Raw genomic sequence first — 24,921 nt, 5'->3', positions numbered from 1 at the left:
GTCCGCGTGGAGCTGCATCACAGCCCTACCCGCGTCGACGCCCTCAGTAGCTTCCCCTCAGCCTCAGCAGGTAAGAAATAGCGCCCCGAACGCGCGTTGACCGCTGCGCCTTGCCCATACACTCGGTCGTTCTGTTTTAGAAAGAACCGTTTCCGCCCATGAATGACGACACGCGCGCACATCTCTCGTTCAGTGCGTCCACGCCGACACCGGCACGAATATACGACTATTACCTCGGCGGTAAAGATAATTTTTCGGCCGACCGTGAGGCGGGCGAGAGAGTCATGCGAGTGTTCCCCCAGGCGCCCACGCTCGCATTGGCTAACAGGGCCTTCTTGTTGCGTGTGGTGCGGTACTGCGTCCAGGCGGGGATTGATCAGTTCATTGATCTTGGGACCGGTATCCCGACCTCACCGAACGTCGCCGAGGTCGCCTGCGCTTTCAATCCGAGCGTACGTGTGATCGGCGTGGACAACGATCCGGTCGTACTCAGCCACCAGCGCGCCCATCCCTCATCGACACCCGGTGGCTACACGATCGTTGAGGGCGATGTCCGACGGCCGTGGGCGATCTTGGCCGATCCACGTCTGAACGAAGTGATCGACCTGTCCCGGCCGGTCGCAGTGCTGTGTGTGGCGGTGCTGCACTTTGTCCCCGATGCCGATGACCCGGCCGGAATCCTCGACACGTTCGCCGACGCCATGACGGCCGGGAGTTACCTCGCCGTCTCGGCGGTTACCTCGACCGACACCGACCCGGCCGTCATCACCCAGATCGAAGACGCTTACAAAAACGCCTCGGCGCCTCTGATCTTCCGGACGGCCGACCAGATCCTCTCCTGGTTCGACCCGTTGGATCTGGTCCATCCCGGCCTGCTCGATGTCTCCCAATGGCCTACCGGCATCGGCGTCCCGACCGATGTGCGCATCCTCGGCGCTTTGGCGCGGAAACGATGGCGAGCGCACACATCCAGGACTCGGCCTGCAGGGGGAGCGGGATGAAGGCCCTGGTCGAGGTTGCGGCGCTGTGCCTTCTGCCCTATCTGTTCCGTCTATGTCGAAGTCGCAACTACATTCGCATACGGATGAGATTGCGGCGATCTCCGAACATGCCTGTGCTGATAGGCATCACCGTGCTGCTTATCGCTATTGCGACCAGAGCATGACCATGCGGCGTCCGGCCCAGCCGGCCCCCATATGGGCGCTCTATGGTGACTCGACCAGCCTCGCCGACTCGCTGCCGTAAGCCGTTGCGTCTGTCAGGCGGCCGGCCTTTTACAAGGAAGCGCAAGAAGGGTTGATGTGACCGACATCGCACTTCAGCTAGCTGCATTGCGGCAGGTAGCGGCTTTGTCAACGCACGAGTTGGCGGCGAGGACCGGTCTGTCTCAGCCGCGAGTGTCACGCGTGGAGCGCGGCATGGCCCGTCTGTCCAACGACGAGGTGCGCCGGTGGTGTCAGGTAACCGGCGCGGATTGGCGTACGACCGAACGTCTGGTCGCTCTGAATACGGCGGAACGCCGTCAGTCGGCCGGGTTGAAGGCCGTTCAGACGGTGAAGTTCGGTCCGGATGAGTCAGTCACCATCTCGATCGGTAGGGACAGGGTCCACGTCATCACGCAAGACCGTGGGCTCATTGAGTCCGGGGATCAAGCGGCCCACATCCTGAGCATCGTCCTGCTGGCCGACCTAGCCGACAGCGATTCCGCAGAGTCTTCGACGGAACGCCTGGATCATTCAGACCAGGCCCATTCCGTACGGCTTGATTGTCCGATCAGGTGTCTTGGACTGTCGAGACGTACCTTCAACGCGCTGAAATGGGGAGGCGACGTCAGGCCCGTGAAGATCAGTGACCTCGTCGCGCTCACCGAAGATGACCTTCGCCAGTTTCGGAACATCGGCTCGTCCGCCGTGGCCGAAATCAAAACGAAACTCGCTGACGCCGGTCTACGCCTGGCCGCCGAACACTGAGGCGAACCCCGACCCCTCAGAACGACACAGCAGTCAGACCCGCAGCCCCCGAACGCCGCACCGGGACTCACGGTGTTCTTCGGCGCACATAGGTCCTTTCAACTGACGCCGCGATCAGAGGCCCTTGGTGCGCTGGTCAAGCTCTTCGAGCTTGGCGGCAAAGCCTTTGAGCTGGCTGCGGATCTCCTGGAGTTGGCCGAAGAGAACCTGGAACTCCTCGCTGTGCTCCTGCGGCTCGCCGGCGGCGTCGGGCTGAGGCTGAGGGAGCGCGATGACCGTCGTACGGCTTCCCTGTCGGCTCTCTAGGTAACCTTCGCCACGCAGGACGTCTACGGCGCGGTCCACCGTCATCTTCGCGGCGCCGAACCGGTCGGCCAGCTCCCCGATTGACAGGAAGGGCTCACCCACCGGGTACTTGCCCGCGGCTAGCTCTTCTCGCAGCTCATCCGCGATGCGGACGTACAGCTTGCGGCGGTCGGGATGCGTGCTGGCCATGGCCCAAGACTAGCCGATCCAGCACAGGTTTCTAGGTTCCCCAATGAAGTCTGCCTAGATGGCTTGCTTTTCTAACATCCCTAGGTACTCTATGAATCATGTTCTCTAGAAAACTAGAGAGCGACTCGTAGAGGAGAACCATGCAGAACATCGGTATCCCGGTCGACACCACCGCCCTGACCTTCGTGTGCGTCGCGCCGCCCCAGCCGCGACTGACCAACCGCGAGACCGGGGAAGTGAAGGTCGACAGCGAAGGACGGACGGTCTACCAGGTCGGACTGTCGGTCGCGAACGAGGCCGGCCGGATCGACCTCGTCCAGGTCAACGTTCCCGGCGATCCTGAGATCCAGGTAGGGCAGATCGTCACCGCCTCGAACCTGATCGCCCGGCCTTGGAACCAGGTGATCAACGGTCAGGAACGGCACGGGATCTCCTTCGGCGCCTCGGCCATCGTTCCCGCGTCCGCCGTCCGGGCCGCCTGAGCAGGGGCGCGCAGATGCTCGACAAGGCAACGCTCATTGAAGCGCTCGCGGTCCTTGTCGCCGTGGTCGCCGGGGGCCTGGCGTGGCGGCGGTTTTATCCGCTGTCGTTCTGGCTGTGCGTTGGGTTCCCGGCCCGCGCGGTGTGGCTGTACGCGACCTGGCAACACGTCGCCTCGGCCTGCAAGCTGACCCACAAGCGGCGGCGGTGGCGCGTCACGCTGGATTCCATTCCGGTCCTGGGGGCCGCCTCCCGTGAGGCAACGGCGATCGTGGAACGCCGCCACCTGCGGCGGGTCGAGATCGAAAAGGCCCCCCGGCTGGGCCTGATCCGGCCGTCGCGGCAGGGCTGGCGCCTGCCGATCCGGCTCAACGACGGGCAGATTCCGGACGACTTCGCCAAGGTCGCCGAACGGCTCGCGCACGCCTGGCGTGCTCACGCGGTACGGGTGCTGGACTCCAAGCCGGGCAGGGTCGTACTGATCGCCACTCGCAAGGACCCTCTTGTCACGGTTCCGCCGCTTGCTCCGACACCGGATGACCTGCTGACCGTACGGCCGGGAGTTCTGGAGAACGGGCGGCCGTGGGTGATCGACTTCAAGACCGTCCCGCATTGGCTGTTCGCCGGAGCCACCCAATCGGGTAAGTCAACGCTGCTGAACGCGATCATCCGGGGCCTGGCTCCTCAAGCGGTCGCACTGGTCGGGTTCGACCTCAAGGGCGGGGTCGAGTTGACCCCGTACGTGACGCGCATGTCCGCTCTGGCCACCACGCGGTCCGCCTGCGTGCGGCTGCTGGACGGGCTGGTCTCCGAGCTGACGCACCGGATGGCCGACTGCCGCGAACACGGCGTACGCAACGTGTGGCGACTCCCGGTGGACCTGCGGCCAATCCCGATCGTCGTGGTGGTCGACGAGGTGGCCGAGTTGTTCCTGATCGCCGATAAGGCCGAGAAGGACGAGGTGGCGAAGACCTCGGTCGCGCTGCTGCGTATCGCACAGCTCGGGCGGGCGTTCGGGGTCTACCTGATCGTCTGCGGCCAGCGCATCGGCTCCGACCTTGGACCAGGCGTGACCGCACTCCGTTCGCAACTGTCCGGCCGTGTCTGCCATCGGGTCAACGATCCGGAGACCGCGACTATGACCCTCGGCGACATGGACCCGGCCGCGTTGGAGGCCGCCCGCGCCATCCCCGCCGAAACCCCCGGCGTGGCGATCGTGGCCGGCAGTGACGGGTCCTGGCGTCGGGCGCGTTCAGCACTGACCACCGAGGCCGACGCGGAAGCCGCCGCCCGCGCCAACCGCCACCTCACCACCCCATGGGTCCACCTGGTCCGCACCGGCCCGCGCGCTCTGCCTGACAACCAAGCCGCCTGACTCCCGACCTCGGAGACTCGCCATGACGAACGTGATCCCTCTGCACCGCCCGGCCGCTGTCTCGTCCCCTCGTCCCCGTCCTCGGGACGGCCGTCCGTCCTCGTCCCGCCGTTCCGTCCTCGACCCCGTCCGCCTCACCTTCGACCCCACGCGCAGCGTCCACGCCGCCGTGTGCGCCCAGTGCGCCGAGACCGAATCGGCCTACCCGGATGCACTCGGCTGGCTGCTCGGCTGGGCTGAGGCTCACCGCTGTGACCCCGAGTTGGCCGCGCTGCTGGCCTCCTGCGACCGGGGGGCCGCGTGATGGCCCGCCTCGGTGGCCTCCTGGCCGACTCGGGACCGGTCGTCATCTTGGCGGCGATCGCGGCGGCGGGCTCGTTCACCCACATACGCGACACCGCCAACCAGCACGGTCAACACGGCTGGATGGCCTGGGCGATCGCGGTCTGCATCGATCTGACCTGCGTCATGGCCGCTCGTGAGCGACAGCGTGACCGCCGCACCGGTCGCCGTACGGGGCCGGTGTCCTGGCCGACCCTGGTCCTGTCCGGCGGCGTCTCGCTCTCCCTGGCCGCCAATCTTGCCCAGGCCGAGCGGACGGCGTGGGGCTGGCTGACCGCTGCCACTCCGGCGGGCGCGTTCCTCGTCGCGGTCTCGATGCTCGAACGTCGCTCATCCGGCCACCGCCCTGTTCCGGACGACGCGGTCACTGCTACGTCCCCCGTCCCGCCGTCCTTCGGCCGTCCGTCCTCGGCCCTCGTCCCCGTCCCGAACCGCCAGGACGAGCAGGCCGAACCGGACGCCCCCAAAGAGACGGCGTCCACGGGCGGACCGGCGAATGAACTGCTCACTTTCGCCCGCCGCGTGGCCGACGAACACCAGAACCGGCACGGGCGGCCGATCACCCGCGATGCCCTGCGGGCTCGGCTGGGCGTGTCCAACCAGCTCGCCTCCGAGCTACTCCACGAGATCCGCACCGCCTGAAGGGAAACTCCATGACCACACCGCCGACCGTTCCCGGCGACCTGCTCGCCCGCGCCCAGACCATCGCCGGCCTCCGCGCCCTGGCCGACTTCCTGGAGAACAACCCCAGCATTCCCGTCCGCGAGTACGGAGGGGACTACACCGTCTTCCCCTACGCCGACGACGACGCGGCCGAACGCGCCGAGATCGACCGCATCGCTACCGCGCTGGGCGAGACGGTCACCGACGAGACCGGACGCGGCGGGCACTACACCGTCTCCAAGACCTTCGGCCGCATCACCTACAACGCCATCCACGTCCCTGCCAAACGCCAGGCCGCCCACGAGGCGCTCATGAGCTACGCCCCGGTCTTCCACCCCGACCGCTACACCGCCGCCTGATGAACGTCGCCGGCCGACCGGCCGACATCCCGCCGACGGAGCACTTCCAGTGCTGCACCTGCGGCGGAACCGGCCTCGACTCCTACGGCGAGACCTGCGAGCACTGCGAGGGCCTCGGCTTCTGCTGAGCCTCGGCGCCCCCGGCGTGGCCACACAACCGCCAAGTCCTGCGCCACGTCGGGGGCCATCCCCAGCCGTTCCACGACAGGAGATACCTTCATCTTGCCTGCTGCTGTCCCCTCCCCGCTGACGCTCCGCGACATCGCGCGCCGCGCGAGCTCCCCGGACTACCAGCGGTGGACCGCTCAGATCCGACGTACCGGCGGCTGCGCCCAACCCATCCACCTGCGCGGCCGTGTCGACTACCGTGACCCGCTCACCGGTGCTCTGCTGCACCGCTACTCCACCGCCCACGAGCCGGACGGCGTGCTGCGCGTGGCGTGCAAGACCCGCCGTGCCTCCCGCTGCCCCTCATGCGCAGAGGTCTACCGGGCCGATACCTACCAGCTCGTCCGCGCGGGACTCGTCGGCGGAAAGGGCGTCCCCGACAGCGTCACCGCTCACCCGGCTGCGTTCGTCACCTTGACCGCCCCCTCCTTCGGGCCGGTCCACGCCCGGCGAGAAAAGGCCGGCGGGGTGCAGCCGTGCCACGCGCGCCGGGACCTGGGGGACTGCCCGCACGGACGCCCGCGATCCTGCACCGAACGGCACGGGGCCGATGATCCGCGGTTGGGTGAACCGCTCTGCTTGGACTGCTACGACTACAGCGGCTCGGTGCTGTTCAACGCGCTCGCGCCTGAACTGTGGCGGCGCTTTACCCTCGCCCTGCGGCGACGGTTGGCAAAGTCGGCGGGCCTGACCGTCCGTGAGCTGCGCGACATCCTCACCGTGTCCTTCGCCAAGGTTGCCGAGTACCAGCGCCGGGGCGTCGTCCACTTCCACGCCATCGTGCGCCTCGACGGACCCGACGGGCCGACCGCATCCCCGCCCGGCTGGGCGACCGGTGAGCTCCTCGACGACGTCGTACGCCATGCCGCCCGCGCCGTCACGGTGACCACCCCAGAGGCGGAGCAACTCCAGGCCCGACGCTTGACGTGGGGTTCGCAGGTCGACGTCCGACCGATCACCACGACCGGGGAACTGACCGACCAAGCCGTAGCCGGCTACATCGCGAAGTACGCCACCAAAGCCGCCGAGTGCGTCGGCACCCTGGACCGCCGGATACGCGCCACCGATGACCTGGACCAGCTCGCCATACGCGACCACGCCCGCCGACTGATCGCGGAGTGTCGGCGTCTCGGCGCACTGGAGGAGATGGCCGACCTCCGGCTTGCCGACTGGGCGCACATGCTCGGCTTCCGGGGCCACTTCTCCACCAAGTCCCGCCGGTACTCCACGACCCTCGGCGCGCTCAGAGAAGCGCGCATGGCCTACAACCAGCGCGAACACCAGATCACGACCGGCCGACTACCCCTCTTCGACGAGGACCAGGTGCTCGTCGTCGCGCACTGGGACTACGCGGGACAGGGTCACACTCCCGGCGAAGCCTTCCTGGCCGCCGCACTTAGCGCCAGGGCACTGCCACCACTCGACTCCACCGGAGCGGGCGGAAGCCTGCCGGGACTCATGGAGGCCATGTGAGTAAACGAGATGAGTTGATGACCGTTCCTCAGATCCTCGATGAGCTGGGCGGCGTCTCCCGGCGCACCTTCTATCGCTGGCGTGAGACCGGCTCGGCTCCGGCTGGTCTCCGGTTGCCCAATGGCGAGATCCGCGTCTGGCGCAGTGAGTTCACCGCGTGGCTTGAGAACCTGCGGGAGGCGGCGTGACCACCACATATGACGTGAAGTTCTGGACGGTCTACCGGAACAAGTCGAGCAAGACGCCGTCGTACGTGGCGCGTTGGCAGGTCGGTGGACGTCGAAAAACCAAGACCTACCGGACCAAGGCGCTGGCGGAAAGCTTCCTGTCCGACCTTCGACAAGCGGCCAAGCGCGGAGAAGCCTTCGACGTTGACACCGGCCTTCCTGAGTCGATGCTCAAGGCGAAGAACGCCGCAACGTGGTTCGAATTCGTGCAGGCGTACGTCGCCACCAAGTGGCCGCATCTCGCCGCCAAGAGCCGAGACAGCATGACAGACGCGCTCGCCACGGTGACCCCGGCTTTGACGAAGGATGAGCCGGGAAAGCCGAGCATCGAGACGCTACGGGCCGCGCTGAGGCGACACGCACTGTTGCCGGAGGACCGGCGCGCCGGTCCGGACACCGAGATCAGTGCGGCGCTGCGCTGGCTACAACGTGCGTCGCTGTCGGTGCGAGCGCTGGAAGACAGTTCGACGGTGCACGCCGCGCTCAACGCCCTTTCCCTCACGATGGACGGCAAGCGGGCAGCTACGACGACCTACCGCCGTAAGCGGGCGGTCTTCTACAACGTCATCGAGTACGCCGTTGAGCTGGAAGAACTCGCAGACAACCCGCTCGACCGGGTCAAGTCGAAACGACGAAGCCTGAAGATCGCTCAAGAGGTCGACCGGCGTGCCGTGGTCAACCCGCAGCAGGCCAAGGAGTTGCTGACGGCCGTGACCTACTGCGGGCGTACTAGAGGTGAGCACATGCGGGCGATGTTCGCCTGCATGTACTACGGCGGTTTGCGTCCCGCTGAAGCGCTCGGCCTGCGGGAAACCGACTGTTTGCTACCGGGGGAGGGGTGGGGAAGCCTGACGCTTGAGAGGACGCGTCCGCAGGCGGGCAAGCAATGGACCGACAGTGGTGAGACGCACGACGATCGGGGTCTCAAGCACCGGGCCGACAGGGAGACACGTCACGTGCCGATCCCGCCGGAACTGGTCGCCATCCTGCGGGAGCACATCGACGCTCACGGCGCGTCGGCGGACGGCCGGCTGTTCCGGACGTCGAAGGGTCGACCGTTCGCCGCTTCGGCGATCAACGGTGTGTGGAGTCAGGCGCGGACGCTGGCGTTCACCCCGGCGCAGGTGCTCTCTCCCTTGGCTCAGACTCCGTACGACCTTCGGCACGCGGCGGTCTCGCTCTGGCTGAACGCGGGGGTTGCGGCTCCCGACGTGGCCGAGCGGGCAGGGCACAGCGTTGACGTCCTGCTCAAGGTGTACGCCAAGTGCATCGACGGACAGCGTGAGATCGCGAATCGGCGTATCGAGGCGGCGCTTGGCATCCAATAGCGGTCCCGCGTCTGAGAGAGGCCCTCGGCTCGTCCGGGGGCCTCTTCGTTTTGCCGGGTGACCTCGACAAACGCACCCTGCGGCCATTGCACACATATTGCACGACCACCTACAAGGGCCTGCGCCCGGTGACATACGGCTGCATATGCCCGGTGTCGACTGGCAGCGCGTCATCGCTGGTCGCGGCGCAAGTTGGCTGTTCAGAGTGGGGGACTGGCAAGCGGCTCAGAATCCAAGATCCGCTTTAGGAAACCGTTGCTCTATCCCCTGAGCTACGAGGGCTTGTCGCTGGTAGAGCCTAGCGGAGACGGCGGGTTCCGTGCTCTCGGTCGGTGACCGTACCGGGCGTGTTCCGGATCTTGGTCTTCCGCCCGTGCGCCAGCGCACTGTCAAGGGTAGTGCGTCCTCGTGCGGCTTCGGCTCGGTGGCTGACCGCGGGTTCCCGCCGCTGCACCGCCTGGTCTCTGCCGACCGGCCGGTCTACCGTGCGGACATGCGATGGTTATTGCTCGGCTTGACCGGGCTCGCGGCAGGACTCGCCGCCCTGGTGGCCTACAACACGCGCTTTGAGCGGCGGCACGGCTGTAACTGTCTGGACTCATGCTGGTGCCGGTCGCGCCTCGGCCGGCATGCGCGCTGGTGGTGGCCGGCCAAGCATCAGGCGCCTACCGCCACCCGATAGCAGCCGCGCTGTTGATCATCCTCGGCTCCTGGGATCTAGACTGCCGGTCGGGCAGAGCCGGGCGCGGGTCCCGTGTTCGGTGGTGGCGAGGAGGATCATGGAGCAAGGTGCCGTCCCCGCGCAGGGGCGATCCGTGGACGGTGCTCCGCCGCTACCGGGAGAAGACGGTCTCGATGAGCGTATGCGGCTCGTGCCGGTGGACGAGCGGGCCGCCGTGCTGGTCGATCGGCTCGCGTCGCGTACCTCGTCCGACGGGCTTGACTGGATCGCGGAGCTGGCTCGGTACGTGGAGCGGTACGGGCTCGACGTTCCGGAGATCCGGCGGGCCGCCACGGATCTCGCCTGGATGGCTCGGGTGGGGGAGCAGCGGTACCCCGGGGATCTGGAGTGGGGTGCGGCCCGCGGCGTCACCGGTTCGCGGACGCAGCGGCTCGTCCTGGCGTACGTGCACGGTCAGCGGCTGCGGTTCGACTACCGGTTCCGGGAGATCCTGGCGCGCTGCAACGAGTGGCTGACCGAGTTCCACGACGATGCCCTGATCCGGAGTTTCGCCGCCTTCGGCGGGCTCGGCTCGCGGGCGCTGAACGGGCTCGACCTGTACGACAGGGCGGTCCAGGCACCGGACGCGGATCGTAAGAGCCGTCAGGTGGCCCTGACCGCCATCTGGTTCGCCGATCATCTCGACGAACAGCCGGACATGCTGCTGCGCCTCTCCGACGAGATGATGGCGCGCGGCGATGACGACGCGAACATCCACTACCGGCGCGCCGCCGCCCTGCGACGGCTGGGCAGGTACGACGAGGCGCTCACGGAGATCGATCTGGCGATCGACCGGTTCGGTGTCGGCAACATGCTGGTGCACGAGCAGTACGCGCAGGAGCGGCGGACGATCATCCACACGCGGGACATGCGCCGGGGGGCGGCCGAGGAGGCCGCGCGGCTCGGTGACGAGATGGCCGCCCGGGTGGACGAGCGGATCGACCAGGCGTCCGCGGCTCTCGAAGAGAAGATCGACGAGGCGTCGCAGCGGCTCGCACAGCGGGTCTCGTTCGCCCAGGAGCTGGTCTCCGAAGGTCTGCTGAAGATGGTCGAGGTGCTCGGGCTCTTCGTGACACTGCTCGGGTTCCTGATCGGCTCCGGGGCGGTGCTCGTCAAGTCCAAGACGTTCTCCGAGCGCGCCGTCGCGATGACCGTCGTGGTGGTGGGGGCCCTGGTGTTCTTCGGCCTGTTGAGACTCGTCACGCACGTACGTCGCCGGCCGTCCTGACGGCCGCGGATCAGCTCGGCCGATGGCTCGCTGAGCTGCCGTTATGCTGGCACGGCCGGTATGTCATACCCCTCTTCGTCTAGGTCGGGCGCATGGAAGCGAATTCTCAGATTTTCTGTCCTGACTTCATCAGTCCGCGGCGGACCATCGGACGCCGGGCGTTCGACTTCTCGCGCCAGGTCGCGGTCATGGCGATTATCAATCGGACGCCGGATTCCTTCCACGATCGTGGGCGCACCTTCGAGCTCTCCAAGGCCGTCGAGGCGGTGGAGAACGCGATCGCGAACGGGGCGGACTGGATCGACATCGGGGGCGTTCCGTTCGCGCCGGGTCCCGAGGTGACCGTGCGCGAGGAGATCGATCGTGTCGTCCCGGTCGTGGAGGCGGCGCGGGAGCGGACCGACGCGGTGATCTCCGTCGAGACCTACCGGCCCGAGGTCGCCCGGGTGGTCCTCGCCGCCGGCGCCGATGTGATCAACAATGTGACCGGCCTGCACGACCTGACCTTGGCGGACGTCGTCGCGGAGGCGGACGCCAACCTGATCATCACGCACAGCCTCGCCGCGCCGCGTACGCCGTTTCCCCGCCCCACGTACGAGGACGTCGCCGGGGAGGTCGCGGCCTTCCTGCGCGACCGGGCGGACGCGGCGATCAGCCGCGGCCTGCCGCCGGAACGCATCATCCTCGACCCCGGCCACGACCTGAACAAGAACACCCACCACTCGCTGGAACTGACCCGCCGCCTGCCGGAAATCACCGGGATCGGTTATCCGACGCTCGTCGCGGTGTCCAACAAGGACTTCATCGGCGAGACCCTCGACCTGCCGCAGAATGAACGGCTGGTGGGCACCATCGCGACCGTGTCGGTGTGCGTTCTCCAGGGCGCGAGAATCGTCCGGGTCCACGACGTCGCCGAAATCGTGCCGGCCGTACGGATGGTGGAAAGCATCCTGGGCTGGCGTCCGCCGGCCGTCATTCGCCACAACGCCGTCTGAGGCCGAGCCGCCCGTGGTGTGCCCCACCCGCCCGGGGGGCTCCAGCCCACTTTCATTGTCCAGCCCCCTCGTCCGCCGGCGGAAGGCCGTCCAGGGGGCTGTGGATAACCCGACTGTCCGCCTCGTCGTTCGCGGTGGTCGTGGCCAGCGACGCCAGCACTCGTAGCTTCTCGGCGCTGTCGCTGCCCACGTCGGCGTAGTACAACACGAGGGTCAGGCCGTCGACGGGGAGCTTGTCGCGGTGGAGGTGCAGCCTGCCGACGACGGGGTGATTCACGACGGTCGTGCCGCCCTCGAGTCGGCGGACGTCGTGGCGCGCCCAGAGCGTACGGAACCGTGCGCTGGCCAGGGACAGTTCCCCGACGAGCTCGACAGTGCGCGCGTCGTCGGTGTCCCCGCCGATGGACCCGCGGAACGATCCGACGAACTCCGCGGTGGCCGCGTCCCAGTCGGCATGGAACTCACGTTCCTCGGGATCGAGCATCAGGGACCGCAACCGGTTCTCGCCCGGTCGCAGCCGGGGAGAGAAGGCGAGCGCGAGCGGGTTCGACGCGAGCACGTCGAACGCCCGGCCCTCGATGAACGCCGGCACCTCAAGGGCGGCGAGCAGGTGATGCAACCGGGCGGGCACACGCTCGGCCCGCTTGCGGGAGCGCGCACGGCGTGACGGCTCGGCGAGCTCGAGCAGGTACTGATGTTCGACGTCGTCGAGGTGGAGGACACGCGCGAGCGCCGCGAGCACCTGCGCGGACGGGTTCCTGTCGCGCCCGCGCTCCAGCCGCAGGTAGTAGTCGGCGCTGATCCCCGCCAGCATGGCCACCTCCTCGCGCCGGAGGCCGGCGACGCGGCGGTTCGGCCCGGCCGGAATACCGGCCTGCTCCGGGGTGACCAGGCCACGCCGGGCGCGAAGGTACGCGCCCAGCCGATTCGTCTCCTCGTCGTGGTTCATCAACTCCACGCTAGCCCGGCGTTCTCTCCGGACAGGGGGTCCTGTCACTCCCCGGACCAGCAGGGACCTTCCCGCCTCCGGACACCCGAGAGAACCTGCTCACCGACCCAAGAGCCATAAGGAGGCCATGGTGGAGATCACCGACCGCACGGTCCTCATCGTCGGCGGCACCTCGGGAATCGGGCGTGGACTCGCGCGGCGATTCGTGGATGCCGGCAGCACGGTCATCGTCGGAGGACGGAGTCCTGAGCCGCAGGACGGGCTGGAGACCGTCCAGATCGACGTCACCGATCCGGACTCGATCCTCCGCGCCCGCGACGACGTGCTCGACGCGCATCCCGCCCTCGACGTCGTCGTCACCATGTCCGGCGTCATGCTCACCGAAGACCTGCGCGACCCCGCGCACATCGCCGCGACCGAGACGACGATCGCCACGAACCTTCTGGGCACCATCCGTGTCATCGACGCCTTCACTCCGCACCTCATCGCCCGTGGCGCCGGAACCATCCTCACGGTGAGCTCGGGAATCGCCTTCCTCCCGTTCCCGCTCATGCCCGCGTACGGCGCCTCGAAGGCCGGCGTGCACGCCTACACGGAATCGCTCCGGGCGCAGCTCGCGGGGACGGGCGTCGAGGTGGCCGAGCTCGTGCCGCCCGCCGTCGCCACCGCGGGACAGGAGAAGGTCAACCCGGCGGCTCTGCCGCTCGACGCGTACCTCGACGAGGTCATGGAACTGCTGGCGACGGAGCCGACGGCCCACGAGATCCTCGTCCAGGGCGTGCTCATGCACCGCTGGGCCGAACGCGACGGTACCTACGCCGAACTCCTGGAACGGAGGTCACAGGCGCTCAACACGCTCCCCGACCGCTGAGAAGCCCCGGCCGGGTCCGGCCAGCGCTCCCGAACGTACGGCGTCGAGCCGCTGCCGGATGAACCGGTCCTGCTGTTTCCCCCAGACGTCGACCTTCGCCGGGTGCGTGGTCTGCCCGGGATGCTTGCGGTAAAGCCACGTGACCGCGGGGTCCTGGTATCCGTCGTAGACCTCGCTGAGGGCGATCAGCAGGGCCACGTCCTGGGCCCGCGGTATGGCTCCCCAGCCGCCGAAGGCCCGTACGACGTCGGTCGGCATGACCAGACCGGCGCACGCGACCTGACACAGGCCGGTCCGCTCGTACAGCCGGCCGACCTGCCCGGCCGGTACGACGCCGCACGGATACCGCAGTTCGAACGGCACGCGTTCGCCGTCGATCAGGTCGTCGGCCTGGCCGACCGCCCAGCCGATCCCGGGATGGCGGTCGAAGTCCTGGATGAGCGTGGCCAGCCCGTCGGGGAGGAGAACGTCGTCGTAGTCGAGTACCGCGACGAGCCGCCCGCGTGCCCGGCTGAGCGCGATGTTGCGTGTCGTCGCGGTCCCCAGCCGGGCGCCGTTCGCCTCGTAGCGCGCTCCGGCCGCGAGGTCCCGCGCGGCGGGCCGGTCCCCGTCCTCCTGGACGAGCCACTCCAGCTCCCAGCCGGCGGGCAGACGCTGCGCGGCGACGCTGTCCGCGGCCTCGCGTAGGTATCCGGCGACCGGTTCATGGACAGCGGTGATCACGGAGATCAACGGCACGGACCTGTCCTTTCGGGTCGTTTCGCCGGTGCGCGCTCAACCGTTGTGGGCGTCTTCGCGGACATACCGGGTGAACAGGAAGCCGTCCTCCTCGAAGACGTGGCCGAGCCGCATCGACAGGTCCTCGATGAGCGGCCCGTTGGCGATCCGCGGTCCGTTCCCCGCCACGATCCGCGGGCTCAGTGTCAGGCACAGCTCGTCGAGACGGCCGGCCGCCGCGATCTCGGCGAGCAGCCGGGGACCGCCTTCGGACAGCTGCCGGGTGAACCCTCTCTCCGCGAGCGCGTCGAGCGCCGTACCGATGTCGGCGATGAGGTCACCGCAGACGAGGACGTCGGCGCGACGCTCGGCCACCTGGAGGCGTTCTTCGGGCGCGCTCGCGCACGTGATCAGGATCGGCCGTACGTAGGCGTCGGCGAACACGGGCGCGTCGAAGTCCAGGTCCAGCCGCGCGGACACGATCGCCAGCGGTGGCGCCGGCGGCCGCCCCTTCCGGATGTCGCCCCAGGAGTCCTGCGGCGGGATCGGCCCGTACCCCTCGACCCGGATGGTGTTCGCTCCCACGATCACGACATCGGCGAGCCCCCGAAGGAAGGAGAGCACCTGCTGGTCCACCTCGCTGCCGAGGGGGCTGACCTTCCCCTCGTACGAAGCGGCCCCGTCCAGGCTGGTCACCATGTTCGCCCGCAGCCAGGGGCCGGTCCGCGGGTAGGCGTACATTTCGGCGAGTCTGCTTCCATCCACGAGAAAGGACCCTAGCCGCCATCTCCGCGCATGCCGGCACGGTCACCCCTTCGCGTCAGGCGGCGGACCGCCGTCACGCCCAGCACGCCCTTGTCGAACAGCTTGTGGAACGGGTACGCCGGCGCGCGCTCCTGCCCGCGTGTCCAGCCGCGGACCCCGGTGACCCTCTCGACCCGGTCCACGACCGGCTTCGTACGGGCCCGCCACCAGGTACCTATTAATTACCTCTTATTAAGAGGTATTCTGATTTGGTGACCGATGAGGGGGTACGCCTCGCCGCCGAGCTGATGTCCGTCAACACCGCGATGCGCCGGCTCGTACGGCGGCGGCTGCGGGAGCAGGTGCCGCCACGGCTGCGGCCGGCGCAGGTCGAGCTGATGATCGTCGTCGGCGGCCGTCCCGGCATCAGCGTCGCCGCCGCCGCGCGGGAGCTGCATCTCGCGGACAACTCGGTGAGCACCCTCGTCAACCAGTTGCTCGCGGCCGGGATGCTGCGCCGCGAGACCGATCCGGACGACCGGCGGGCCGTACGGCTCGAGCTCACGCCGGACGCGCGGCGGCGCCTGGCCGAATGGCGTGACCGCCGGGCCCGGATGATCGGCGCGCGCATCGACGAGCTGGCGGAGGAGGACCGTACGGCGATCGCCGCGGCCCTGCCCGCGCTCGGCCGCCTCCTCGCGAGCCTGCAGGAAGAGGCCGGACCGGCCGAGGACACCCCGACCCGCACGACCACCTGAGACGGGGGGACCCATGAGTGACGAGAAGTACGCGGTCGTCTGCCGAGGACTGCGGCACGCGTTCGGCAGTGCCGTGGCGGTCGACGACATCGACCTGGACGTCGTCGAAGGGGAGATCTTCGGGCTCCTCGGGCCGAACGGCGCCGGGAAGACGACGACGATCCGGCTGATCACCACTCTCCTCCCGGCCGGGGCCGGCATGGTCGAGGTCTTCGGCCTCGACGTGGCGAGCCACCGGATGGCGGTCCGCCGCACCATCGGGTACCTGCCGCAGCAGCTGTCCGCCGACGGCTCCCTGACCGGACGCGAGAATGTCGAGCTGTTCGCCCGCCTCTTCGACGTGCCGCGGGGCGAGCGGAGAGAGCGCGTACGCGAGGTGCTGGCCGCCGTGGGGCTGGAGGAGGCGGCCGAACGGCGCGCGCAGACCTACTCCGGCGGCATGATCCGCCGGCTGGAGCTCGCCCAGGCGCTGATCAGTTCCCCGCGGCTGCTCATCCTCGACGAGCCGACGATCGGCCTGGACCCGGTGGCGCGCGACGGCGTCTGGGAGCGCATCCAGGAGGTGCGCCGGGCGACCGGGATGACCGTGCTGGTCACCACGCACTACATGGACGAGGCCGACCAGTACTGCAACCGGATCGCGCTCATGCACCGCGGTCGGATCCGCGCCCTGGGCACCCCGGACGAGCTCAAGTCCGGCCTCGAACCGGGCGCCACCCTCGAGGAGGTGTTCCGCGCCTACACCGGTGACCAACTCGAAGAATCAGGAGACTTCCGTGACGCACGCCGCACCCGCCGTACCGCCAGCCGGCTCGGCTGACGTCCCGCCCGCCTGGACCACCTGGCGCCTCCTGCCGGCCCGCGTGGTCGCGATGTGCATCGTCGAGCTGCAGAAGATCCGCCACGACCGCACCGAGCTGTACACGCGGGCGATCCAGCCCGCCCTGTGGCTGCTGATCTTCGGCGAGACGTTCTCACGCCTCCGGGCCATCCCGACCGGGAAGGTGCCCTACCTGGACTACCTGGCACCGGGCATCCTGGCTCAGTCGACGCTGTTCATCGCGATCTTCTACGGCATCCAGATCATCTGGGACCGCGACGCCGGCGTCCTGGCCAAGCTCCTCGTCACGCCGACGCCGCGCGCCGCGCTGATCACCGGCAAGGCGTTCGCGGCGGGCACGCGGGCGCTCACCCAGGCCGTGGCCATCCTCGTCCTGTCGGCCATCCTGGGCGTGACGCTGACCCTGAACCCGCTGCGCTGGCTGGGCGTGATCGTCATCGTGATGCTCGGCACGGCGTTCTTCTCCTGCCTGTCCATGACGATCGCCGGCCTGGCCATGTCCCGCGACCGCCTGATGGGCATCGGGCAGGCGATCACGATGCCGCTGTTCTTCGGCTCCAACGCCCTGTACCCGGTCGACCTGATGCCGACGTGGCTACGCGTGATCAGCCACGTCAACCCGCTCAGCTACGAGGTCGACGCCCTCCGGCATCTGCTCATCGGCACGCCGGGCCACCTGCTCCTGGACTTCGGCGTCCTCGTGGTCGCCGCCGCGGCCGGCATCACCGCCGCGTCCGCGCTGCTCGGCCGCCTGGTCCGCTGACACCGGCTCGGGTCGCACCGGCTAGGTCGACTCGCGGACGATGAGCTCCGTCGGGAGGATCACCGGATCGGACGACGGTTCGGCGCTCAGCAGCATCCGTACGATGCAGGCCGCGACCTCGGCGACCGGCTGGCGGACGGTGGTGAGCGGGGGCTCGCTGAACCTCGCGAGGGTGATGTCGTCGAAGCCGGCCACCGCGACGTCGTCCGGCACCCGGCGGCCCGCGGCGCGCACGGCGCCCAGCGCTCCCACGGCCATCAGGTCCGAGGCGGCGAACACCGCGTCGATCCCGGGTTCGGCGGCCAGCAGCTGCCGCATCGCGGTCGCGCCGGACTCGCGGGTGAAGTCGCCCGTCGCCACGACCGGCCGTACGCCGGCGGCCTCGATGGCCTCCCGGTAGCCGTCGAGCCGGTCCTGCGCCGCGGTCATGTCCGGCGGACCGGCGATGGTGGCGATGCGCCGGCGGCCGCGGGAGACCAGGTGTTCGACGGCGGCGCGGGCGCCTCCGCGGTTGTCGCAGTCGCAGTACGGCACCGGCAGCGAGGCGACCGGGCGGCCGTGGGAGACCATCGGCACCCGTGAACGGCCGAGCGAGGCCGGCAGCGGGTCGGCGCCGTGCATCGACAGCATGATCACCCCGTCGACGTGGCCGCCGGCGACGTAGCGTTCGACCCGCGCGTGCCCGGCCGCCGAGGACGCCAGCATGAGGATGACCTGCCGGTCGGCGGCCTCCAGCTCCTGGCTCACCGCCCGGATGACGGCGGAGAAGAACGGGTCGTCGGAGAAGACGCGTGACGGTGGTTCGGAGACGACGAGGGCGATGGAGTCGGTGCGCCGGGTGACCAGGCTGCGGGCCGCGGAGTTCGGGATGTAGCCGAGTTCCTCGACGGCGCGCATCACCGCGGTCCGCAGGTGCGGCTTGACGTTCTCGGCGCCGTTGACGACGCGCGACACCGTCGCACGCGACACGCCGGCCCGCGCCGCCACCGCCTCCAGCGTGGGTCGCCTCATCTGGCTCCGCCCTGTCGTGACGTCGTGACGAGTCGACCTTACGAGACACACGCCGGGGAAGGCTCGCCGCACCACGGCGGGAGGGGTTCAGGACAGCCGGTCGACGATCTTCGTGAGCGCACTCCGCAGGTGGCGGCGCTCCTCGTCGGTGAGCGTCGCCGTGGCCCGTTCCATGAGACGCCGCCGCTCCTCCTCGACCGGCTCGCGCGCGGCCTGGCCGCGTTCGGTGAGGTGGAGCCGTACGAGCCGGCCGTCATCGGGGTCGCGCACGCGCGTGAGCAGGCCGGCCTCCTCCATGCGGGTCGCGGTGTTGACCACCGTCGGCGTGCTCAGGTGCACGCGGGCGGCCACCTCTCCGGGCGTCAGCCCGTCGCGCTCCCAGAGCGCCGCGAGCACGCGGTTCTGGCCGACGCGCACGCCGTGGCGGCTCATCGCCTCGTCGGCGGCGGTGTGGATGAGCTTGTTCGCCCGGACGAACAGGTAGAGCAGGTCGTCCACGCCGTCTCCCGTTCCTCCGTCCGCCCGATCACCGGCGTCCCGACACTACACGCGGCCAACTCATTTGCATGCTAGTGACTCTAATGCTTAGGTGTCATTAGCTCACTAGCGACCTTCAAGGACGGCGAATGATCCTCATCACCGGCGGGCTCGGCTTCATCGGCTCCCACGTCGCGCGGGCCCTTCTCGATCTCGGCGAGACGTGCGTGGTCACGCGGCGCCGTACGGCACGGGTTCCGGAGTTCCTCGCCGATGAGGCGGGCGGGCGGCTCCTGGTCGAGCCGGTCGACGTCACCGACCAGGACGCGCTCCTGGCATTGGGGAAGCGGCACACCGTCAGCGGCATCGTGCACCTCGCCGGTGCCGGGATCGGCGCCGGCGGAACCCTCGACGCCCTGACCGAGAACACCCGTGGGCTCCTCAGCGTGCTGCGCGCGGCCGAGGTCTGGGAGGTGCCGCGGGTCGGGATCGCCAGCACCATCGGCGTGTACGGGGGAGTGCCCGGCGACCGGCTCCGCGAGGACGCCCCGCTGCCGACGGCCAGCCCCCACATGATCCCCGCGGCGAAGAAGGCCATGGAGATCCTGGCCCTGCGCGCGGCGGCCGACGCCGGGTTCGCGGTGGTGAACTTCCGCATCGCGGCGATCTGGGGCCCGCTCGGGCGCGCCGCCTCACCCTTCTTCGCCACACCCCGCCTGGTCCACGCGGCCGTGAACGGCGAGGACCCGGGCACGCTTCACGCCGAGGACGGCATCGACATGTGCTACGTGAAGGACTGCGGCCGGGCCATCGCACTGCTCCAGACCGCCGGCACCCTGCGCCACGACACCTACAACGTCGGCAACGGGTACGCCACGACGAACGCCGAGGTCGCCGCCGCCATCAGGGCGGTCGTCCCGGAGGCGCGCGTGGACCTGTCCACCGGCCACGATCCGGCCGGACCGGGCGCGACCGTCTGCCTCGACACCGAGCGGATCCGGGAGGACACCGGCTACCGGCCCCGCTACGACGTCGAACGCGCGGTGGCGGACTACGTCGCCTGGCTGCGCGCCGGCAACGAACGCTAGCGTTCGGAGATCGCGCCGAGCACCGGTTTGACGTCGACGATCGGGGTGCCGTCGAGGGCCTCGAGGTCGCGTACGCGCACGCGGGTGCCCTCGATGGCGACGATGGTCACCCGGTGCAGGCCGATGGGGTTCGGGCGGCTCGGTGAACGCGTGCCGAACACCCCCGTCGCGGGGCGCGCCGTGTCGCCGCGCGGGTGGACCACCAGCACGTCGCGGCGCGCGCGATCGAGCCAGGTCAGCACGAGCACGTCCATCCCGGGCCGGAGGCCCCGCAGGCCCTCGGCCACCTCCGGGACGAACACCAGCCACGACTCGGGGGTGCCCTCGTCGCCCTGACGCGGCGCCTCGGTCAGGTCCACGAGAGACGACTCGACCCGTCCGATCGGTTCCACGGCGAACGTCCCGTCGGTCACGGCGGTCTCCCTCCACAGTCGGCCGCGATCATCGTACGGCCGAAAGGCCCGCCGGGGCGGCGGGCCTTTCGGAGGAACGGTCAACGGATCGCCGTCCGCACCGGTGCCTCGGGGAGCGGGTCGGCCTCCTCGACGTGCTCGGGGATCACCTTCGGCACGCTGCGGAGGGCGAACAGGGCGGCCAGGCCGGTCAGCGCGGCGAGCCCGGCGCTGCAGAAGACCGCGGCGTGCATCCCGTCGACGAACGCGTGCCGCGCGGCGCCGGTGACCTCGGCTCCCAGCCGCCCGGGCAGGACGGCGGCGACCTCCAGCGCGGAGCCGATCGAGTCCCGTACGCTCCGGCCGGCGCCCGCCGGCAGCCCCGCGGGCAGGTCGAGGTGGGTACGGTACGCGGCGGTCAGGACGCTGCCGAGCACGGCCATGCCCAGCGCGCCGCCCAGCTCGGTGGCGGTCTCGGAGATCGCCGAGGCCGCCCCCGCCCGGTCCTTCGGCACCGAGGCGAGGATCGTGTCGCCGGTGACGGTCAGGGCCACGCCGATGCCGAGCGCACACGGGATCATCGCCGCCAGCAGCGTCATGTAGTTCGACTCGGTCCCGGTCAGGGCGTACAGCGCGAACCCGGCGGCGGACACCGTCAGGCCGAGGGCGACGGTGCGGGCGCGTCCCACGAGACCGATCAGCGGTGCGGCCAGCACGGCACCGCCGACGGCCGCGGCGACACCGCCGGGCAGCCCGGCGAGCCCGGCCCGAAGCGGCGACCAGTGCAGCACGAGCTGGAAGTACTGGGAGAACACCAGCGACTGCGCGACCAGGGCGAACATCGCGAACAGGTTCGCACCGACCGAGCCGGAGAAGGCCGCGTTGCGGAACAGCGCGATGTCGATCAGCGGCTCGGACAGGCGCGCCTGCCGCCAGACGAACGCCGCCAGGCCGGCGACGCCGACCACGAGACCGATGCCGACCTTGGCGTGGAACAGGCCGATGTGCCCGGCCTCGGTGACGGCGTAGACGACTCCCAGGACACCGGCGACCGACAGCGGCACGCTCGGCACGTCGATCCGGCCGGGCCGGGGGTTGCGCGACTCGGGCAGCACGAACAGCCCGGCGAGGAGCACCGCCGCCATGATCGGCACGTTGATCAGGAACACCGAACCCCACCAGAAGTGGTCCAGCAGCGCGCCGCCCATGATCGGCCCGAGCCCGACCCCGAGCGCGCCGACGCCGCTGGCGATCCCGACCGCCATCGTGCGCTCCTTGGCGTCGGTGAAGACGTTCCGGGTGATCGACAGCGTGGACGGCATGATCGTGGCGCCCGCGACGCCGAGGAGGGCACGCGCGGCGATCAGCATCGCGGCACTCGTGGCGTACGCGGTGACGGCCGAGGCCGCCGCGAACGCCGCCGTGCCGATGAGCAGCAGCTTCTTGCGGCCGATCCGGTCCCCGATCCCGCCCATGGTGACGAGCAGCCCGGCGAGCGCGAAGCCGTACACGTCGGCGATCCACAGGATCTGGGTGCCGGACGGCCGCAGGTCGCTGATCAGGTTGGGGATGGCCAGGTGAAGAGCGGTCAGGTCGACGGACAGGACCAGTACGGCGAGGCAGCAGAGGGACAGCGTGGCCCACTTGCGGGCGGTCCCCACGGGGGCGAAGGAGTTCATGTCCCCGAGCGTCGCCGCGCCCGCTGACCGTCCGCGCACCACCCGCTGACCGCGCCGCTCGTGGCCTCTCCGGCGACAGCGTCAGGCGGTCAGGGCGAGGAAGGCGAACGTGGCCAGCCAGTGGTCGCTGACGAAGCCCTTGCCCGTCACATGGGGCAGGCTCGCGTCCAGGTGCCGGGCGGCCGACTCACGTAGCGGGCCGACGCGTGGGTCGGTCGCCGGGAGGGCGGCCGCCAGCCGGCGGAACTGCCACGCGCGGGACAGGTTCAGCCCGTACAGGTGCGCCTGGTGGCCGTCGTTCGCGTCGTTGACCTGGGCCGGGGTGAACAGGGCCCGCGGCCGGCCGTCGTCCAGGCCCGGCAGGAAGCCGGTCAGCCAGCCGGGGAACTGTTCGGCGGGCAGCACCCGCCGCATCAGGTCCGCCTCGCACAGCGCCGGGGACAGGAAGTCCTGGCCGCTGGGTTCCCAGCTCGCCGGGTAGTCGCGGTCGTCGCCGTACCAGTCGGCCGCGCGCTTGCCGATCGTGGCGACCAGCCGGTCGCGGCCGAGCGCGGTGCCGCTCTCGTGCAGCAGCGCGAGCGCGAACGCCGTGTTGGTGTGCACGCCGTGCCGCACCGGTGCGACGGCGCGGTCCAGCCAGCCCAGGGCCAGCTCCTCGATCGTGTCGGTGAGCGGGCGCAGCGCCGCCGCCCACGGCCGCGCGGCCGGGTCCGGGCAGCGTTCGCAGGCGGCGGCCAGCGCGACCGCCCACGCCCAGCCGTACGGCCGCTCGAACGCGGGGAACGAGCGCAGGTGCGCCGCCTCCGCCTCGATCGCTCGCGCGGTCAGCGTGCAGTCGAGGGTGCCGCGGATCTGCTCGGGGTTCACCTCGCCCGGCTGGTCGCTCAGCAGCCGGACCGCGAGCCAGTGCATGTGCACGCACGAGTGCCAGTCGTACGCGCCGTGGAACGCCGGGTGCAGCTCGCGGGGCCGTGAGGCCGCGCCCGGCCAGCGCACCACCTGCTGGGTGGCGTGCGGGAACTCCGTGCCGATGTTGCGTACGGCGACGCGCGCGTAGCGGGCGGCCACCTCACCGATCGTGGTCATCGTCACCTCCTCTAGAACGCCAGGGCGTACATCAGGATGATGTTGCAGGCCAGCAGCGGGATCGCGGTGGGGATCTGCGCCTTGATCGGCCCGTACTTGTCCTTCATCTCCAGTAGCGCCGCGGGGACGATGTTGAAGTTGGCGGCCATCGGCGTGCACAGGGTGCCGCAGAATCCGGCCAGCATGCCGATCGCGAAGACCGCCGCCGCGTCGCCGTGGAAGTGCTGCACCAGCACCGGATAGCCGATCGCCGCCGTCATGATCGGGAACGCGGCGAACGCGTTGCCCATGACGATCGTGAACAGTGCCATGCCGACGCAGTAGACGATGACGCCGCCGATGAGCGAGTTGCCGGGCAGCACGTTCTCGGTGATCCGGCCGACCTGGGTGCCGACGCCGGCCGCGACGAACAGCTGGCCGAGCGTGGCGAGCATCTGGGGGAGCACGGCGGCCCAGCCGATCGCCTCCAGCAGCCGCCGGCCCTCGTTCAGCGGCGCGAGCGGCGACTTCGGCCGCAGCATGACGAACCCGATGAGCACGGCCACGATCGCGGCGACGCCGAGGCCGATCAGCGTCTCGGAGGACTTCTCCAGCAGCGGCTCCGCACCCGTATGGATCTTCGCCAGGCCGACCGCGAAGATGATCACCACGACGGGGATGGTCAGGGCGGGCACGAAGAGCCGGTTGCCGAAGCGGTCGGCGCCGGCCTCCTGTTCGGCACGCGTCGGTCCGGGGGTGGTGCCACGGCCGAGCCGGCCGGTGGCGACCAGGAGCGCCATCGCGATGACCGCCAGCCCCAGAACCCACGCGGGCGCGGTCTTGTGGACGGCGAACGTGCTGTAGACGAAGGCGGCGCCGAGCAGGCCCCAGAACGCCGCGCTGCCGTACCGCTTGGCGTTGGTGCGGTCGGCGAGGGTGAGCACGGCGACCGCGAGGAAGATCGCGCCGCACAGCCAGTAGAACCACTCGACCTTGATCATCGGCCGGCCTCCCGCGCCTCGGCCCGGTCCGTACGACCGGAGAGGCCCGCCGCCTCGGCCATCCGGCCGAGCCGGCGGTCCAGCAGGTAGAGCCGCGTGCCGTGGATCACGTATGCGCAGATCGCGGTGGGGATGGCCCACAGTGCGACGTCCAGCGCGTCGAGCTTCAGGTGGTACGTCGTGTCGACGAAGCCGGTGATCAACAGGATGGAGCCGATCGCGACGAAGATGTCCTCGCCGAAGAACTGGCCCACCGTGTCCGCGCTGGCCGAGAAGGCCTTGACCTTCTCGCGCATGGGCTCGGGGAGCGCGCGGCCGAAGCGGCGTTCGGCGGCGCCCTCGGCCATCGGGTAGATCAGGGGACGGACCAGCGCCGCCGGGCCGTTGATCGAGGCGAGGCCCAGCGCGGAGCTGACCTGCCGGATGAACTGGTAGATGACCAGGAGCCGGCCGGTGGTGAGCCCGTCCAGCCGGGCGATCAGCCGCCGGCCCTGTTCTTGCAGGCCGAAGCGTTCGATCAGGCCGATGACCGGCAGGACGAGGACGAACAGGGTGACCGATCGGCTCGACGCGAAGCCGTTGCCGAAGGCGTTGAGGATGGCCGTCACCGACAGATGACCGAGGAATCCGGTGACGATGCCCGCGACCGTGACGACGACGAGGGGGTTGAGTCGTAGCGCGAAGCCGAGAACGACGAGGAGCACGCCGATGAGTACGAGCACGACCGCCCTCCTTCCCGAG

The 24,921-nt window shown here is 69.7% G+C and carries 30 protein-coding genes; 18 read left to right on the top strand and 12 right to left on the bottom strand.

Features of this window, described 5'->3' with window-relative positions; translation table 11 throughout:
* Window positions 1–158 precede the first annotated feature (158 nt).
* Together QSK37_RS13300 and QSK37_RS13295 are read left to right on the top strand one after the other, a co-directional pair.
* A complete protein-coding gene (locus QSK37_RS13300; protein ID WP_285620200.1) occupies window positions 159–1,001 on the top strand; it encodes an SAM-dependent methyltransferase in 843 nt (280 codons plus the stop codon).
* A 300-nt stretch (window positions 1,002–1,301) separates the two neighbouring features.
* Entirely contained in the window at window positions 1,302–1,970 is a 669-nt protein-coding gene (locus QSK37_RS13295; RefSeq protein WP_285620199.1) for a DNA-directed RNA polymerase subunit alpha C-terminal domain-containing protein, read from the top strand.
* Window positions 1,971–2,084: 114 nt separating this feature from the next.
* Here the strand turns inward: QSK37_RS13295 and QSK37_RS13290 are convergent, their stop codons facing one another.
* Window positions 2,085–2,465: a GntR family transcriptional regulator gene (locus QSK37_RS13290; RefSeq protein WP_285620196.1), complete on the bottom strand. Its 381-nt coding sequence runs from the start codon at window positions 2,463–2,465 to the stop codon at window positions 2,085–2,087.
* A 140-nt stretch (window positions 2,466–2,605) separates the two neighbouring features.
* On the opposite strand from QSK37_RS13290, the gene QSK37_RS13285 reads away from it, so the two are divergent.
* The 11 genes from QSK37_RS13285 (at window position 2,606) to folP (ending at window position 11,824) form a co-directional block, all read left to right on the top strand.
* Window positions 2,606–2,947 carry an SCO3933 family regulatory protein gene (locus QSK37_RS13285; RefSeq protein ID WP_285620195.1) on the top strand — a complete coding sequence of 114 codons (342 nt, stop codon included), beginning with the start codon at window positions 2,606–2,608 and terminating at the stop codon, window positions 2,945–2,947.
* Window positions 2,948–2,961: 14 nt separating this feature from the next.
* Window positions 2,962–4,320 carry an FtsK/SpoIIIE domain-containing protein gene (locus tag QSK37_RS13280; protein WP_285620194.1) on the top strand — a complete coding sequence of 453 codons (1,359 nt, stop codon included), beginning with the start codon at window positions 2,962–2,964 and terminating at the stop codon, window positions 4,318–4,320.
* A 22-nt stretch (window positions 4,321–4,342) separates the two neighbouring features.
* Entirely contained in the window at window positions 4,343–4,624 is a 282-nt protein-coding gene (locus QSK37_RS13275; protein ID WP_285620192.1) for a hypothetical protein, read from the top strand.
* Window positions 4,624–5,304, top strand: a complete 681-nt coding sequence (locus tag QSK37_RS13270) for a DUF2637 domain-containing protein (protein ID WP_285620191.1) — start codon at window positions 4,624–4,626, stop codon at window positions 5,302–5,304. Before QSK37_RS13275 ends, QSK37_RS13270 begins: the two co-directional genes overlap by 1 nt.
* Window positions 5,305–5,315: 11 nt before the next feature.
* Window positions 5,316–5,684, top strand: a complete 369-nt coding sequence (locus tag QSK37_RS13265; protein WP_285620190.1) for a hypothetical protein — start codon at window positions 5,316–5,318, stop codon at window positions 5,682–5,684.
* A complete protein-coding gene (locus QSK37_RS13260) occupies window positions 5,684–5,812 on the top strand; it encodes a hypothetical protein (protein ID WP_285620189.1) in 129 nt (42 codons plus the stop codon). Before QSK37_RS13265 ends, QSK37_RS13260 begins: the two co-directional genes overlap by 1 nt.
* 94 nt (window positions 5,813–5,906) lie before the next feature.
* Complete coding sequence (locus QSK37_RS13255; protein ID WP_285620187.1) at window positions 5,907–7,325, top strand: replication initiator; 1,419 nt, start codon at window positions 5,907–5,909, stop codon at window positions 7,323–7,325.
* On the top strand, window positions 7,322–7,513 hold the full coding sequence (locus QSK37_RS13250; protein ID WP_285620186.1) for a helix-turn-helix transcriptional regulator: 192 nt from the start codon (window positions 7,322–7,324) through the stop codon (window positions 7,511–7,513). The genes QSK37_RS13255 and QSK37_RS13250 overlap by 4 nt, the downstream gene beginning before the upstream one ends.
* Entirely contained in the window at window positions 7,510–8,880 is a 1,371-nt protein-coding gene (locus QSK37_RS13245) for a tyrosine-type recombinase/integrase (protein WP_285620185.1), read from the top strand. Before QSK37_RS13250 ends, QSK37_RS13245 begins: the two co-directional genes overlap by 4 nt.
* Before the next feature lie 863 nt (window positions 8,881–9,743).
* Window positions 9,744–10,829: a hypothetical protein gene (locus QSK37_RS13240; RefSeq protein ID WP_285620184.1), complete on the top strand. Its 1,086-nt coding sequence runs from the start codon at window positions 9,744–9,746 to the stop codon at window positions 10,827–10,829.
* A 188-nt stretch (window positions 10,830–11,017) separates the two neighbouring features.
* Complete coding sequence (gene folP, locus QSK37_RS13235) at window positions 11,018–11,824, top strand: dihydropteroate synthase (protein ID WP_285620182.1); 807 nt, start codon at window positions 11,018–11,020, stop codon at window positions 11,822–11,824.
* A gap of 52 nt (window positions 11,825–11,876) precedes the next feature.
* Here the strand turns inward: folP and QSK37_RS13230 are convergent, their stop codons facing one another.
* Complete coding sequence (locus QSK37_RS13230) at window positions 11,877–12,773, bottom strand: helix-turn-helix domain-containing protein (protein WP_285620180.1); 897 nt, start codon at window positions 12,771–12,773, stop codon at window positions 11,877–11,879.
* 130 nt (window positions 12,774–12,903) lie between these two features.
* Between QSK37_RS13230 and QSK37_RS13225 the strand changes: the two genes are divergently transcribed.
* Window positions 12,904–13,644: an SDR family oxidoreductase gene (locus QSK37_RS13225; RefSeq protein WP_285620178.1), complete on the top strand. Its 741-nt coding sequence runs from the start codon at window positions 12,904–12,906 to the stop codon at window positions 13,642–13,644.
* On the opposite strand, the gene QSK37_RS13220 is transcribed toward QSK37_RS13225, so the two are convergent.
* Genes QSK37_RS13220 through QSK37_RS13210 form a run of 3 tightly spaced genes read right to left on the bottom strand, consistent with a single transcriptional unit; the run spans window position 13,612 to window position 15,308 of the window.
* Entirely contained in the window at window positions 13,612–14,382 is a 771-nt protein-coding gene (locus QSK37_RS13220; RefSeq protein ID WP_285620177.1) for a glycosyltransferase, read from the bottom strand. The two genes, QSK37_RS13225 and QSK37_RS13220, sit on opposite strands and share 33 nt — an antisense overlap.
* A 36-nt stretch (window positions 14,383–14,418) precedes the next feature.
* The gene (locus tag QSK37_RS13215) at window positions 14,419–15,126 is read right to left on the bottom strand and encodes a pyrimidine reductase family protein (RefSeq protein ID WP_285620175.1); all 708 of its coding nucleotides are present in this window, start codon (window positions 15,124–15,126) and stop codon (window positions 14,419–14,421) included.
* An 11-nt stretch (window positions 15,127–15,137) separates the two neighbouring features.
* Window positions 15,138–15,308 (bottom strand): hypothetical protein, encoded by a 171-nt coding sequence (locus tag QSK37_RS13210; protein ID WP_285620174.1) that lies wholly within the window; start codon window positions 15,306–15,308, stop codon window positions 15,138–15,140.
* 69 nt (window positions 15,309–15,377) lie between these two features.
* Between QSK37_RS13210 and QSK37_RS13205 the strand changes: the two genes are divergently transcribed.
* The 3 genes from QSK37_RS13205 to QSK37_RS13195 are packed head-to-tail and all read left to right on the top strand — an operon-like array spanning window position 15,378 to window position 17,467.
* A complete protein-coding gene (locus QSK37_RS13205; protein ID WP_285568704.1) occupies window positions 15,378–15,863 on the top strand; it encodes a MarR family winged helix-turn-helix transcriptional regulator in 486 nt (161 codons plus the stop codon).
* A gap of 13 nt (window positions 15,864–15,876) precedes the next feature.
* Window positions 15,877–16,683 carry an ABC transporter ATP-binding protein gene (locus QSK37_RS13200; RefSeq protein WP_285620173.1) on the top strand — a complete coding sequence of 269 codons (807 nt, stop codon included), beginning with the start codon at window positions 15,877–15,879 and terminating at the stop codon, window positions 16,681–16,683.
* Window positions 16,640–17,467 (top strand): ABC transporter permease, encoded by an 828-nt coding sequence (locus QSK37_RS13195; RefSeq protein ID WP_285568708.1) that lies wholly within the window; start codon window positions 16,640–16,642, stop codon window positions 17,465–17,467. The genes QSK37_RS13200 and QSK37_RS13195 overlap by 44 nt, the downstream gene beginning before the upstream one ends.
* A gap of 21 nt (window positions 17,468–17,488) precedes the next feature.
* On the opposite strand, the gene QSK37_RS13190 is transcribed toward QSK37_RS13195, so the two are convergent.
* Together QSK37_RS13190 and QSK37_RS13185 are read right to left on the bottom strand one after the other, a co-directional pair.
* Complete coding sequence (locus QSK37_RS13190) at window positions 17,489–18,478, bottom strand: LacI family DNA-binding transcriptional regulator (protein ID WP_285620172.1); 990 nt, start codon at window positions 18,476–18,478, stop codon at window positions 17,489–17,491.
* A gap of 87 nt (window positions 18,479–18,565) precedes the next feature.
* Window positions 18,566–18,976, bottom strand: coding sequence for a MarR family winged helix-turn-helix transcriptional regulator (locus tag QSK37_RS13185; protein ID WP_285620170.1), 411 nt, complete (start codon window positions 18,974–18,976; stop codon window positions 18,566–18,568).
* A gap of 128 nt (window positions 18,977–19,104) precedes the next feature.
* On the opposite strand from QSK37_RS13185, the gene QSK37_RS13180 reads away from it, so the two are divergent.
* The gene (locus QSK37_RS13180) at window positions 19,105–20,043 is read left to right on the top strand and encodes an NAD-dependent epimerase/dehydratase family protein (RefSeq protein ID WP_285620169.1); all 939 of its coding nucleotides are present in this window, start codon (window positions 19,105–19,107) and stop codon (window positions 20,041–20,043) included.
* On the opposite strand, the gene tsaA is transcribed toward QSK37_RS13180, so the two are convergent.
* The 5 genes from tsaA to QSK37_RS13155 form a co-directional block, all read right to left on the bottom strand.
* On the bottom strand, window positions 20,040–20,456 hold the full coding sequence (gene tsaA / locus QSK37_RS13175; RefSeq protein ID WP_285620168.1) for a tRNA (N6-threonylcarbamoyladenosine(37)-N6)-methyltransferase TrmO: 417 nt from the start codon (window positions 20,454–20,456) through the stop codon (window positions 20,040–20,042). The two genes, QSK37_RS13180 and tsaA, sit on opposite strands and share 4 nt — an antisense overlap.
* Window positions 20,457–20,536: 80 nt before the next feature.
* The gene (locus QSK37_RS13170; RefSeq protein WP_285620166.1) at window positions 20,537–22,114 is read right to left on the bottom strand and encodes an MFS transporter; all 1,578 of its coding nucleotides are present in this window, start codon (window positions 22,112–22,114) and stop codon (window positions 20,537–20,539) included.
* A gap of 81 nt (window positions 22,115–22,195) precedes the next feature.
* Window positions 22,196–23,200 carry a DUF2891 domain-containing protein gene (locus QSK37_RS13165; protein WP_285620164.1) on the bottom strand — a complete coding sequence of 335 codons (1,005 nt, stop codon included), beginning with the start codon at window positions 23,198–23,200 and terminating at the stop codon, window positions 22,196–22,198.
* Between the two features lie 11 nt (window positions 23,201–23,211).
* Entirely contained in the window at window positions 23,212–24,180 is a 969-nt protein-coding gene (locus QSK37_RS13160; RefSeq protein WP_285620162.1) for a DUF979 domain-containing protein, read from the bottom strand.
* Window positions 24,177–24,902, bottom strand: a complete 726-nt coding sequence (locus QSK37_RS13155) for a DUF969 domain-containing protein (protein WP_285620160.1) — start codon at window positions 24,900–24,902, stop codon at window positions 24,177–24,179. Before QSK37_RS13155 ends, QSK37_RS13160 begins: the two co-directional genes overlap by 4 nt.
* Window positions 24,903–24,921: the final 19 nt, after the last annotated feature.

Origin of the sequence: Actinoallomurus iriomotensis, from assembly GCF_030269445.1 — a bacterium.
GTDB classification, from domain to species: domain Bacteria; phylum Actinomycetota; class Actinomycetes; order Streptosporangiales; family Streptosporangiaceae; genus Actinoallomurus; species Actinoallomurus iriomotensis.
This window is presented reverse-complemented; position numbering and strand designations above follow the sequence as displayed.